Source organism: Breznakia sp. PFB1-19 (genome assembly GCF_029893935.1).
Taxonomy (GTDB): domain Bacteria; phylum Bacillota_I; class Bacilli_A; order Erysipelotrichales; family Erysipelotrichaceae; genus Breznakia; species Breznakia blatticola.
Genome location: NZ_JARXXJ010000004.1, coordinates 1 through 14,604, shown reverse-complemented (window position 1 = coordinate 14,604; position 14,604 = coordinate 1). Strand labels below are relative to the sequence as shown.

The 14,604-nt window shown below is 37.9% G+C and carries 8 protein-coding genes; all 8 read left to right on the top strand.

Going from position 1 to position 14,604, the window contains the following annotated elements; translation table 11 throughout:
* Nucleotides 1–20: 20 nt before the first annotated feature.
* A complete protein-coding gene (locus M2098_RS03090; protein WP_280681620.1) occupies nt 21–4,229 on the top strand; it encodes a DNA-directed RNA polymerase subunit beta in 4,209 nt (1,402 codons plus the stop codon).
* Nucleotides 4,230–4,240: 11 nt separating this feature from the next.
* A complete protein-coding gene (gene rpoC, locus M2098_RS03085; protein WP_280681618.1) occupies nt 4,241–8,161 on the top strand; it encodes a DNA-directed RNA polymerase subunit beta' in 3,921 nt (1,306 codons plus the stop codon).
* 230 nt (nt 8,162–8,391) lie between these two features.
* A complete protein-coding gene (locus M2098_RS03080; protein WP_280681616.1) occupies nt 8,392–8,577 on the top strand; it encodes a hypothetical protein in 186 nt (61 codons plus the stop codon).
* Nucleotides 8,578–8,788: 211 nt separating this feature from the next.
* Complete coding sequence (rpsL, locus tag M2098_RS03075; protein WP_067425773.1) at nt 8,789–9,205, top strand: 30S ribosomal protein S12; 417 nt, start codon at nt 8,789–8,791, stop codon at nt 9,203–9,205.
* Between the two features lie 29 nt (nt 9,206–9,234).
* Nucleotides 9,235–9,705, top strand: a complete 471-nt coding sequence (gene rpsG, locus M2098_RS03070; protein ID WP_067425776.1) for a 30S ribosomal protein S7 — start codon at nt 9,235–9,237, stop codon at nt 9,703–9,705.
* A gap of 12 nt (nt 9,706–9,717) precedes the next feature.
* The gene (fusA, locus tag M2098_RS03065) at nt 9,718–11,790 is read left to right on the top strand and encodes an elongation factor G (RefSeq protein ID WP_280681613.1); all 2,073 of its coding nucleotides are present in this window, start codon (nt 9,718–9,720) and stop codon (nt 11,788–11,790) included.
* Between the two features lie 123 nt (nt 11,791–11,913).
* Nucleotides 11,914–13,098: an elongation factor Tu gene (tuf, locus tag M2098_RS03060; RefSeq protein WP_280681611.1), complete on the top strand. Its 1,185-nt coding sequence runs from the start codon at nt 11,914–11,916 to the stop codon at nt 13,096–13,098.
* A 118-nt stretch (nt 13,099–13,216) separates the two neighbouring features.
* Nucleotides 13,217–14,527, top strand: coding sequence for a hypothetical protein (locus tag M2098_RS03055; protein ID WP_280681609.1), 1,311 nt, complete (start codon nt 13,217–13,219; stop codon nt 14,525–14,527).
* Nucleotides 14,528–14,604: the final 77 nt, after the last annotated feature.

Below are 14,604 nucleotides of genomic sequence, written 5' to 3'. Positions count from 1 at the left end.
CATAAGAAAGGAAGGCATTCATGGCAAAAAAAGAAACATATCGTACTGTAAAAATCGGTAAAAAAGCTGAACGTAGAGATTATTCTAAAGTTAGTGGTGATCTTGAATTACCTAATTTAGTAGAAATTCAAACGGACTCTTTTGACTGGTTTAAAAGCGAAGGTATCCAAGAGGTTTTTAATGAGATTTATCCGATTCAAAACCACAGTGGAAACATTAAGTTGAACTTCGTTGATTACGAATTCGAAGAACCTAAATTCAATGCTTCAGAATCAATGTATAGAGAAATTAACTATGCAACTTCATTGAAAGCAAAAATGGAACTAGAAATTGAGGATCCTAACACAGGAGAATTGATTTCAAAAGAGGAGGATGTTTTCCTTGGGGATTTCCCAATTATGACAGACACAGGAACGTTTATCATAAATGGGGCAGAACGTGTTATCGTTTCACAAATCGTACGTTCTCCAGGAGCATACTTTGCAACTGGAGTTGAAGAAAAAACTGGGCGTCCTACATATCACTCAGAATTAATCCCTTCAAGAGGAACGTGGTTAGAATTCCAAAGTGACATTAAAAAACAAACGGGAGGTCGTTTATTAAATGTATTGATTGACCGTAAACGTAAGGTGGCAAGTACCATCCTTTTCAAAGCGCTTGGAATGTCTGTCGATTTAGATAACAACATTGACCCTAATGATTCTGAACAAATCCGTATTTTCTTAGATACAATGGGTCGTAAACTTGTAAGTGAATTGCCTGAAAATAACGAAGAAAAAGAATACTTAGATTTATACTTAAACCTATATGGTTCTTACTTCGGACAATATGAAGAAGTGGAAAACACTTTATTTGAAGAAAAAGTAGCAACAACACAAGAAGCGTTGTTGACGATTTATGAAAACCAAAGAGCGGATGAAATTCCTACACTTGATGGTTCAATTAACTTAATGAATCAAAAATTCTTTGATTCGCGTCGTTATGACTTAACAAAAGCAGGGCGTTACAAACTGTCTAAGAAATTATCAGTTGTAGACCGCATGTTCTCTAATTATTTAGCACATGACATCGTTGATATTGATGGAAAAGTGTTACATAAACAAGGAACACTTGTAGACCGTACGGTGCGTGATGCATTACGTGAAGAAATGAAACGTGGTATGCATGTTACTGCATTCCCATATAACACACTGTTCTACCATAATGATGTGGTAAGTGTGCCTGTAAGTTATGCAAGTGCTTTAGTAGGACGTGTATTAGCTTACGATGTAGAACTTAAGAAAACTACATTATTTGAAAACACAGTATTAACAAAAGAAGATGTAGAATTATTACAAAAAGAAGAAGTTGAAGAAGTTGAAATCTTAGCTGGATTAATGGCTAAGGAAATCACAATCACAAAAGATAACTTCAAAGCAGTGATGGCATATGGTCAAACACTATATACATTAGGTCGTATCGTTGATGCGAAAGGTAATGATTTAGCAGATTCTGAAGGTGAAGTATTTACATATAACTTCTCACAAAAAGATAAAGTTGCTACATTAAGTGAAGCACAAGAAAAAGAATTACGTGCCCTTGTTGAAAAAGGAAATGTACGTGCTTACTTAATTGGTTGTGCCGTACAAGAAGTGCTTGTTCATAGTGGAGATAACATTCCTGTAAGTGTGGTTGGTAATGATCCATTCCTAAACAAACACACAATTACTGTATCTGATATGTATGCACTATATTCATACACATTAACTAATATGTATGGTATTGGTGAAAATGACGATATTGATATGTTAGGTAACCGTCGTATTCGTTCAGTTGGTGAACTTATCCAAAATCAATTCCGTATTGGTTTATCACGTATGGAACGTGTGGTTAAAGAACGTATGTCAATTGCTGAAATTGAAACATTAACACCAAAGAAACTTACAAATATTCGTCCATTAACAGCAGCAATTAAAGAATTCTTCTCGAGTTCACAATTGTCACAATTCATGGACCAACAAAACCCACTTGCTGAACTTACAAATAAACGTCGTATTTCAGCATTAGGACCTGGTGGTTTAACACGTGATCGTGCGGGATTTGAAGTACGTGATGTTCACTCATCTCACTATGGTCGTATTTGTCCAATTGAAACACCTGAGGGACCAAACATTGGTCTGATTTCAAACTTGACAACATATGGAAAAATTAACGAGTATGGATTTATCCAAACACCATACCGTATTGTAAAAGATGGAAAAGTTAGCGAAGACTGTGTGTACTTAAGTGCAGACGAGGAAGCGGACTACATTATTGCCCAAGCCAACGAGGTTGTTGATGGATTACTTGTTAATGAACAAGTCGTTGCCAGATTAAATGGTGAAACAATCATGGCAGAACGCGAAAAAGTAGAACTTGCCGATGTCAGTCCAAAACAAATCGTTTCGGTAGCGACAGCTTGTATTCCATTCTTGGAAAACGATGATGCTTCTCGTGCCTTAATGGGAGCGAACATGCAACGTCAAGCGGTACCTTTAATTAAGCCACAAAGTCCATTTGTTGGTACAGGTATCGAAAACAAAATTGCCAAAGATTCTGGTTCAGCAGTTGTTGCTGCAGAAGATGGTGTGGTTGATTTTGTTGATGCAACACGTGTTGTTGTAAGTGAAAAAGGCGGAAAACGCGAATACAAACTTAAAAAATTCGAATGTTCAAACGCTGGTACTTCAATTAACCAAATGCCAATCGTGCAAAAAGGTGAAAAAATTGAAAAAGGTGATGTAATTGTCGATGGACCTTCTATGCAAAATGGAGAGTTAGCATTAGGACAAAACGTTACGATTGCCTACATGACTTGGTATGGATATAACTATGAGGATGCGATCATTATGTCTGAACGCTTAGTGCGTGATGATGTATATACATCAATCCACATTGAAGATTACGACATTGACTGTCGTGATACAAAACTAGGACCTGAAGAAATTACACGCGATATTCCAAACGTAAGTGAAGCTGCTTGTCGTAACTTAGACGAACGCGGAATCGTTATGGTTGGTGCGGAAGTTAAAGAAGGAGATATCCTAGTTGGTAAAGTAACACCAAAAGGACAAAGCGAAGTAAGTCCTGAAGAAAAACTTTTATTAGCAATCTTCGGTGAAAAATCTCGTGAAGTTCGTGACAATAGTTTAAAAGTACCTCACGGTGGAGATGGTATCGTACATAGTGTGCGTGTCTTCAAACGTAGTGAAGGTCACGATTTACCTCCAGGGGTAAATGAAACGGTAAAAGTATACATTGTTCAAAAACGTAAAATCTCTGAAGGGGATAAAATGGCCGGACGTCACGGTAACAAAGGGGTTATCTCTAAAATCTTACCGATTGAAGATATGCCATATATGCCAGATGGAACTCCAGTTGACATTATGTTAAATCCATTCGGGGTACCTTCACGTATGAACATTGGACAAGTTCTTGAGATCCACTTAGGATTCGCAGCTAAGAAATTAGGTGTAAAATTCTCAACTCCAGTATTCGATGGAATCGATAACGAAGAGTTAAGTGGAATCATGGATGAAGCGAGTATGACTAAAGATGGTAAATCTGTACTATACGATGGACGTACAGGGGAACCATTTGATGAAAGAATTTCTGTTGGGGTTATGTATATGATTAAGCTTGCCCACATGGTTGATGACAAGCTACATGCACGTGCAACAGGACCTTACTCATTAGTAACGCAACAACCTCTTGGAGGGAAAGCGCAAAATGGTGGTCAAAGATTTGGGGAAATGGAAGTTTGGGCTCTTGAAGCATATGGAGCAGCACACACATTACAAGAAATCTTGACAATCAAATCAGATGATATCCAAGGACGTACAAAAACGTATGAAGCGATCATCAAAGGTAAAGATATTCCTGAAGCTGGTATTCCTGAATCATTCAGAGTACTTGTTCACGAATTACAAGCCTTAGCTATCGATGTAAAAATGTTTGATGACAATGGGGAATTGGTAGACATCAATAACCAAGAAGAACAAGCACCTAAAGATAGTAGACAAGAAGCCAACAATGCTGATGCAACAATTGCTCAACTTGATGATGAACTTGCAAATGTACACATTGATGATGAAGAACAATTAGTTGAAGCAGAAGAAGAAATGGCAGCCGAGGATCATGATCACTCGGATGAAGTAAAAGAAGAAATTAGCGATAGTGGGCTTGAAGCTTTACTAGACGTGATTGAATAGGAGGCTAAAAGATGAGTGTAAATAAATTTTCGTCAATTCAGATTAATTTAGCATCTCCTGAAAGAATCTTAGAATGGTCTTACGGAGAAGTAAAAAAACCAGAAACAATTAACTACCGTTCACAAAAACCAGAACGTGATGGATTGTTCTGTGAGAAAATCTTCGGACCAAGCAAAGACTGGGAATGTTACTGTGGTAAATACAAAAAAGTACGTTACAAAGGTGTAGTTTGTGATCGTTGTGGAGTTGAAGTAACAAAGTCTAGCGTTCGTCGTGAACGTATGGGACATATTTCTTTAGCTGCACCAGTTGCACACATTTGGTACTTGCGTGGAATCCCTAGTCGTATGGGGCTGTTACTTGATGTAACACCTAAACAACTTGAAGAAGTAGTTTACTTCGTATCTTGGATTGTAACGGATCCAAAAGATACAAAGCTAGAATACAAAAAAGTTCTTTCGGAAAGAGAATATCGTGAAAACGTGGCACTGTATGGTGCTGGGGCGTTTGAAGCAAAAACCGGAGCTGAAGCAGTAAAAGTATTGCTTGAGCAAGTGGATGTTGAAAAAGAATACAAGGCAATCCAAGATGCACTTGACGGTGCACAAGGAGAAAAACGTAACAAACTAATCAAACGTTTGGATACAGTTAATGCATTTAGAAATTCTGATAACAACCCTGAGTGGATGATACTAACTGAATTACCAGTTATCCCACCTGATTTACGTCCAATGTTACAACTAGATGGTGGACGTTTCGCAACAAGTGATCTTAACGACCTTTACCGTCGTGTAATTACGCGTAACAACCGTCTAAAAAAATTATTGGAACTTGGAACACCTGCAATTATCGTGCAAAACGAAAAACGTATGTTACAAGAAGCTGTTGATGCTTTAATTGACAACGGACGTCGTAGTAAACCAATTACAGGAGCTGGAGGACGTGCATTAAAATCACTTTCTCACTCATTAAAGGGGAAACAAGGTCGTTTCCGTCAAAACTTACTTGGTAAACGTGTTGACTTCTCAGGACGTTCAGTTATCGCGGTAGGTCCAGACTTGAAAATGTACCAATGTGGTATCCCTCGTGAGATGGCTATCCAATTATTTAAACCATATGTTATTAATGAAATCGTTAACCGCGAAATCGCTAGTAACCATAAAACTGCTGAAAAATTAATCGACAAAGGTGACCCAAGAATTTGGGACATCGTTGAAGATGTAATTGAAGGACACCCAGTTCTATTGAACCGTGCCCCTACACTTCACCGTCTTGGTATTCAAGCATACCTACCAAAACTTGTAGAAGGTAGAGCAATCCGTCTTCACCCTCTAGTTTGTCCTGCATTCAACGCGGACTTCGATGGTGACCAAATGGCGGTCCACGTTCCATTAAGTGAAGAAGCAAGAGCTGAAGCATATGTATTAATGCTAGGTTCTAACAACATCCTTGGTCCAAAAGATGGAAAACCTATCGTTACACCATCACAAGACATGGTACTTGGTAACTTCTACTTAACAATGGAAGAAACAAAAGAAGAATTCTATGCAGAAAGTGCAGAATATAGAGCACTAGGTTGTGATAATGAAGCTGATAAATGGCAAGCGTATGGTGACAATGAAGGTCATGCTTACAACAACATCAATGAAGTTATGATGGCATATGAAGCAAACCAAGTGCACTTACATACACGTATTGCGCTTCACGGTCGTTCTTTACAAAAAGATGGATTTACAGAAGAACAAAACAACTCATACTTGGTAACAACTGTTGGTAAAGTTATCTTTAACAACATCTTGCCAAAAGACTTCCCTTACATTAACGAAGTAAGTGAAGAAAACTTCGTTGCAACTCCAGACAAATACTTCTTCCCAATGGGAACAAATATGCCTGAAGTAATCGCTGGGTTAGAACCAGTTGATGCAATGAAGAAAAAGGATTTAGGACTTGTTATCGGTCAAGTGTTTAAACGTTACTCGACGGTTGAAACAAGTGAAATTCTTGATGAAATCAAAAACAATGGATTCAAATATTCTACAGTTGCGGGTATTACAGTATCACTAGCGGATATTGAAGTTGCCCCTAACAAGAAAAAATACGTTGATTACGGTCGAGAAAAAGCAGCAGTGCTTATGGAATATCGTAAAAAAGGTAAACTTACTATGCAAGAATGGGAACGTCTACTTAACAAACTATGGGATGACGTGAAAAAAGACATTCTGATTGAGTTCAAAGCGGCAATTGCTCGTAAAAACCCAATCAACATGATGGCGACTTCAGGAGCCCGTGGTAATGACAGTAACTTTACGCAACTTGCTGGTATGCGTGGATTGATGGCACGTCCATCACAATCGAAGTCAGCTTCAGGTTACCAACCAGGAGTTATTGAGGTACCTATTTATTCTTCATTCCGTGAAGGACTAAACGTATCTGAGTTCTTTACTTCTACCCATGGGGTACGTAAAGGTCTTACCGATACAGCCTTGAAAACAGCCGAGTCAGGATACTTAACACGTCGTTTAGTTGACGTTGCACAAGATGTTGTTGTGCGTGAAGATGACTGTGGAACTGACCGTGGTTACCTTGTAGAAGAAATTCGTGACCGTAAACAAGACACAAAAATCGAATCACTATTTGACCGTCTTGTTGGTCGTTATACAAAAGATGCAATCTATCATCCTGAAACAAATGCATTGATTATTGATGCTGGAGAATTCATGGATGAAGATATAGCACAAGAAATCGTTGATGCTGGTGTAAAACAAGTGTACATCCGTTCAGCATTCACTTGTCAAACCGTTCACGGTGTATGTAAAAAATGTTACGGACGTAATATGGCGACTGGTGAAGTTGTTGAAGTTGGAGAATCTGTTGGTACAATGGCAGCACAATCCATTGGGGAACCAGGTACCCAACTTACCATGCGTACATTCCACACCGGTGGGGTTGCTGGTGGTGGAGATATCACCCAAGGGTTACCTCGTGTAGAGGAACTATTTGAAGCTCGTTCACCAAAAGGTGCTGCAGTTCTAGCGAAAATTACTGGAGATATTGTTGAAATTAAACAACTTGAAGGTATCGGTGGAATTGAAGTAACTATTGCAAACGAAACAGAATCAATTGTTCATAAAGTTGGTCCAACACAAACACTTCGTGCTTGGTTAATTGAAAAACCAGCATCTAAGAAGGAACGCGACCAAATTGAGAAGAACTTAAAAGTGGGACATGCAGTTCCTTGGCGTTTAACTGCAGGTGATAAAATCACTGAAGGTCAAGTAGCACCAAAAGAACTTCTTGAAGTAGCTGGAGTACAAGACGTACAACAATACATTCTGAAAGAAGTTAAAAAGGTATATGCAAGTCAAGGTATCGATATTTCCGATAAACATATCGAGATCATGATTCGCCAAATGTTACGTCGTGTGGAAATTATCGAAGGTAATGACACAGGCTTAATCGCTGGTGAAAAAATCTCATTAACGAAGATTACAAAAATTAACCGTGATGTATTATTGTCAGGAAAACGCCCTGCGGTGTTTAGACCAACACTACTTGGTATTTCAAAAGCATCTGTACAAACAGATTCATTCCTATCAGCTGCATCATTCCAGGAAACAACAAAAGTATTAACGGATGCTGCAATTAACGGTAGCCGTGACCACTTAGTTGGATTAAAGGAAAATGTAATCATTGGGAAAATGATTCCTGCGGGAACAGGTCTTGATGTAGATCGTGAATCAACTCGCTTAATTAATGAAAAAGCAGAAGAATTACGTGCAAAACGTATCGCTGCTAATACAAAAGAAAGCGATGAAGAAGATAAGCTATTGAGCTTTGTGCCAAAAGAACTTTTGGAAAAAGACTCAGAAGCAATCGATGCTGCAGTAGCTGAAGATGAATTAAGTATTCAAGAAGGCGAAACAGAATTATAGAATGAAAGTGGAGTTCGAAAGGACTCTGCTTTTTTTGCGCGTTGATTGAATAAACAGATGTAGATATGATGTAAATGTGTGTGCTCTACTAAAATACGTTTACACAAAAGGAAATTATGTTTAGAGTTAATGAAGTATGTAAAGAACACAATATACATGGCCGCTACCAAAAGTAAGTTTGTATATTGCGATAGTATGTATGCTTGTTTCGGTATGTACGTTAGGTTTTGGTGTTTTCCAAAAAAAACAATGCAGGAAAAGCTGAAAGGGTAGTTCAACTGGATATATTTACAGAAAGATACAATGAATCAGATTATGCAAGTTCACTTGATTTACCTAAGTTTGAATCATATGCAATAGAAGATGATGGTGAAGGAATTGAGTGTTATTATGATAATGGTATCAATTATTTATAGCACTTGCAGTCATTACATTCTAGAAATCAGATAAGAAAAGCGCGACTTGGATAAGAGAATTGTCCATCCGCGCATTTTTTGAAAAAATCGTTGACAAGATACACTAGATTGTTATATTATGAACAGGCTAGTGGGTTCCAGTGATGGAACATTTATTATGCCAAAGGATGGCACACCCGGAAATGTGTGCTTAGATTTGAAAGGAGAAATTATGCCTACTATTAACCAATTAGTAAGAAAAGGTCGTCAAGACAAAGTTTGGGTTACAAAATCACCTGCTTTAAACAGAGGTTACAACTCTTTACGTTCTCGTCCAACAAAACAAGCTGCACCACAAAAACGTGGAGTATGTACTCGTGTTGGTACAATGACGCCAAAGAAACCAAACTCTGCATTACGTAAATATGCTCGTGTTCGTTTATCAAACGGAATGGAAGTAACTGCGTACATCGGTGGAATCGGACATAACCTTCAAGAACACAGTGTTGTTCTTATTCGTGGAGGACGTGTTAAGGATTTACCAGGGGTACGTTACCACATCGTTCGTGGAACACTTGACTGTGCTGGAGTTAATGACCGTAATCAATCAAGATCTTTATACGGTACGAAAAAACCAAAAGCGAAATAGTCGCAAACTAAGAAGAAGGAGGAAATACTATGCCTAGAAAAGGACATGTCCCTAAACGTGATGTATTGGTCGATCCAATTTACAACTCGAAATTAGTTACTCGCTTAATTAATAAGATCATGGTAGATGGGAAAAGAGGAGTTGCTCAAACAATTCTTTATAATGCATTCGATATTATCGAAGTAAAAACAGAAAAGAAACCAATGGAAGTATTTGAAGCTGCGTTAGAAAACGTTATGCCTATGTTAGAACTTAAAGCACGTCGTGTTGGGGGATCTAACTACCAAGTACCAGTTGAAGTTTCTGCTGAAAGACGTTTAACATTAGGGCTTCGTTGGATCGTAAACTATGCTCGTTTACGTAACGAAAAAACAATGGAACAAAGATTAGCTGCTGAAATTATGGATGCAGCTGCAGGAAATGGAGCTTCAGTTAAGAAACGCGAAGATATCCACAAAATGGCAGAAGCAAACAAAATGTTTGCTCACTACCGTTGGTAGGAGGTTATTTATATGGCTCGCGAATTTAGTCTACAAAACACTCGTAACATCGGTATCATGGCTCACATCGATGCTGGGAAAACAACTTGTACAGAACGTATTTTGTACTATACAGGGGTAAACCACAAAATTGGAGAAACTCACGATGGAGCTTCTACAATGGACTGGATGGAACAAGAAAAAGAACGTGGGATCACAATTACTAGTGCGGCTACTACAGCTCACTGGAAAGGTCACCGTATTAACATTATCGATACTCCGGGTCACGTTGACTTCACTGTAGAAGTTGAACGTTCACTACGTGTATTAGATGGTGCTGTAACTGTTCTTGATGCAAAAGCTGGGGTTGAACCTCAAACAGAAACTGTTTGGCGTCAAGCAACAACTTATGGAGTTCCTCGTATTGTATTCTGTAACAAAATGGATGCAACAGGGGCAGACTTCGAAATGAGTGTAAACACAATTAAGGATCGTTTAGGAGCAAAAACTGCACCTATCCAATTCCCAATTGGAGCAGAAGCTAACTTCACAGGTATCATTGATATCGTTGAATTAAAAGCTTACAACTACACAAATGACTTAGGAACTGATATTGAAGAAATTGAAATTCCTGCTGACTTAAAAGACAAATGTGAAGCATTACACCAAGAATTAGTAGAAACAGTTGCTGACTTTGATGATGACATGATGATGATGGTTCTTGAAGGAGAACAACCATCTCTTGAACAATTAAAAGAAGCAATCCGTAAAGCTACAATTACTGGAGAATTCTTCCCAGTATTATGTGGATCTGCATACAAAAACAAAGGGGTACAATTACTTCTTGATGCAGTTCTTGCTTACTTACCTTCACCAGTTGATGTACCTGCAATTACAGGAACAACTCCTGACGGTGAAGAACAAGTACGTGAATCAAGTGATGATGCACCATTTAGTGCATTAGCATTTAAAATCGCTGTTGACCCATTCGTAGGTAAATTATCTTACTTCCGTGTGTACTCAGGAACAGCAAAAAGTGGAACTTACGTATTGAATGCAACGAAGGGTAAAAAAGAACGTTTCGGACGTATTCTTCAAATGCACTCAAATGAACGTAAAGAAATCTCTGAAGTTTACGCTGGAGATATCGCTGCAGCTGTTGGTCTTAAAGATACAACAACTGGAGATACACTATGTGCTGAAAACGCAGCAATCGTTCTTGAATCAATGGTCTTCCCAGAACCAGTTATCCGTGTTGCGGTAGAACCTAAATCAAAAGGTGACCAAGACAAAATGGGACTTGCACTTGCAAAACTTGCTGAAGAAGATCCAACATTCAAAACATACACTGATGATGAAACGGGACAAACAATCATCGCTGGAGTTGGGGAATTACACCTTGACATCATCGTTGACCGTATGAAACGTGAGTTTAAAGTAGAAGCAAACATTGGGGCACCTCAAGTTGCTTACCGTGAAACAATCCGCAAAGAAGCAGAATGTGAAGGGAAATACATTAAACAATCAGGTGGACGTGGACAATATGGACACGTTTGGATTCGCTTTGCACCAAACCCTGACCAAGGATTTGAGTTCGAAGATAAAACAGTTGGTGGATCTGTACCAAGAGAATACATCAAAGCTGTTGGTGAAGGGGTTGAAGCTGCTTTACATAACGGTATGTTAGCTGGATATGAAGTTATTGACTTGAAAGCAACATTATTTGATGGATCTTACCACGATGTCGATTCAAGTGAAATGGCATATAAGATTGCTGCATCTATGGCGCTTAAAGAAGCTGCTAAGAAATGTGATCCTGTCTTACTTGAACCAATCATGGAAGTTGAAGTTACAGCACCATCTGAGTACCTTGGATCAGTTATGGGAGACGTTAGTTCTCGTCGTGGTATGATCGATGGTCAAGAAGAAAGAGGAAATGCGATCTCAGTTAAAGCAAGTATTCCACTTTCTGAAATGTTTGGATACGTTACAGACTTACGTGGATTTACACAAGGTCGTGGTAACTATTCAATGAAGTTTGCTCGCTATGCTGAAGTACCAAAAAGCATTAGTGAAAAAATCATGAAAGAACGCGCTGCTGCGTAGTCTTTCATACAATTGATTTATTGTTTTAACATATTGCTTTTCTTAGTAACATGATTTAAAATGATAAAGGATAACGAAAATTCGATATTTTAAAATGTACTTAAAATTAGGAGGAAATGAAAGATGTCTAAACAAAAGTTCGATAGATCGAAAACTCACGTTAATATTGGAACAATTGGTCACGTTGACCACGGAAAAACAACATTAACTGCTGCTATTACAAACGTATTAGCAAAAACAGGAAACGCTGAAGCACAAGCTTACGACCAAATTGATGGAGCGCCTGAAGAAAAAGAACGTGGAATTACAATTAACACGGCTCACGTTGAGTACCAAACAGCTAACCGTCACTACGCACACGTTGACTGTCCAGGTCACGCCGACTACGTAAAAAACATGATTACAGGGGCTGCACAAATGGATGGAGCAATCTTAGTTGTTGCTGCTACTGATGGGCCTATGCCTCAAACTCGTGAACACATCCTTCTTGCTAACCAAGTTGGTGTAGAAAAAATTGTTGTGTTCTTAAACAAATGTGACATGGTTGATGATGATGAATTAGTTGACCTTGTTGAAATGGAAGTTCGTGAATTATTAAGCGAATACAACTTCGATGGAGATAACGCACCAGTTATCCGTGGATCAGCAAAAGGTGCATTAGATGGTGATGAAGCATGGGTTGGTAAAATTACTGAACTTATGGATGCAGTAGATGCATACGTACCAGATCCAGCACGTGAAACTGACAAACCATTCCTTATGTCAGTAGAAGATGTTTTCACAATCACAGGTCGTGGTACAGTTGCTACTGGACGTGTTGAACGTGGACAATTAAACATCAACGAAGAAGTTGAAATCGTTGGTATTAAAGACACTAAGAAAACAGTTGTTACTGGAATCGAAATGTTCCGTAAACTTCTTGACTTCGCTGAAGCAGGAGATAACATTGGAGCATTATTACGTGGGGTTAACCGTGACGAAATCGTTCGTGGACAAATCCTTTGTAAACCTGGAAGTGTAACTCCTCACACTACTTTTAAAGCACAAGTATATGTACTTTCAAAAGAAGAAGGTGGACGTCACACACCATTCGTTTCTAACTACCGTCCTCAATTCTACTTCCGTACTACAGATGTTACTGGAGTAATCACATTACCAGAAGGAACTGAAATGGTTATGCCTGGTGATAACGTAGAAATGCACGTAGAACTTATTGCGCCAATCGCGATCGAACAAGGAACTAAATTCTCAATTCGTGAAGGTGGACGTACAGTAGGTGCTGGAAACGTTACTGAAATTATTAAATAATTTTAGTTTTATCACAAAACTTAAAAAGTCGCGCAAGCGGCTTTTTTTCTGTATGGAATGCTAAAAATATTTCGTATTTGCATATTTTTCGCTATAATAAAACGTAGAGGGAACGAAAATGAAACAAAAATGGATACTGTGTGTGGTGTGTGCATTACTTGTCATGATTACAGGGTGTGACAAAGGAAGAGAAGAGCACTATACGAAAGAAGAAGCACTGTCATATTTAAAAGATGCATATGACGAAACATTTACATATGTAAGTGAAGATAAAGTAAATAATGAAATCATCTATACCTTCACACCAGAGAAACGTAAAAACTTACAAGTACAAGTCACAAGTCATAAGGCAAGTGGTGGACTATTTGGTTGTGCAGGAAGTGGCTGTGAATACATTTTGGATGATGACTATAAAGATGTAAGTATAAAATGGGAACTTGAACAGCAAAAACAAAACTTGTTAAGTGAACAAGCATATGTAGATGAATCAAATACATCTATCTATATGATGTATACTGCATATCATGAAATTGAATATAATGTGGATCGTGCCAAGGATATTTATACACAAGTAAATGAAGGTCTACCTAAGGGAGCAAATATTCCTGTAAAACTGCAATATGAAAAGGATGCATTCAAACATCTATTTCCTGATGTGTATATTATGCGTGAAGATTTAGATACAAAAATAACAAGTGAAGAAATGCAAACTGCATATGTGCAAAAAATCGTGCAATATCGTTTGGAAGATACAAGTATTCCAAATTCGAAGTTAAGTGAAGCAAGAGATAAAACTCAAGAAGTTCACATTCAATATCATGATTCATATAAACGATATACACTAAGTGGATCTAAAGATGTCACGTATGGGATACTATTTGAAATCTTTCAAGAAATTGAGTATAACGAACATTTAGGTTATGGAATTGCAGGAACAAATCAAGATTATACGATTACGTATAATGGCGATATATATCATTTTAGTTATGATTTTTACGATAAAGATGGAAGCTACTATCTAGAAAATGATGTGAAGATACCTACCAATGATTTTACAGTGAATAAAGTTGCAGGAATTAGCATATCTTCATTAACTGATAATGTTTGTATCATAAATGATGCTGGTGGAAAAACAAGTATCTGCTTTGATCAAAAAGATCAACAATATGTCCTAAAAGTTGGTAGCAATATTACAACTGCTTATCATTTTGTTGCTGGACTAGATTATGTAATCGAATATCCAAGTAACTGTTCAGGTATATGTCTAGATAAAGATAAGGAAAACTACAAGAAATATCAAAAACTTGAAAAAGATTTTGGTTCTTCACTTGTATCGTATACAGTTTATGAAATTGGTGGAAATACCTATATCATCGATGATGAATTCGCAGATAAAAAAGGTCTCTACTATTTAATGTCATTAAGTTAAGAATCCATTAACCAAGCAAAATTCATCGATGAAGTGAATTTTGCTTGGTTTTTTGTTATCTTCAGAAAGTTGTGATA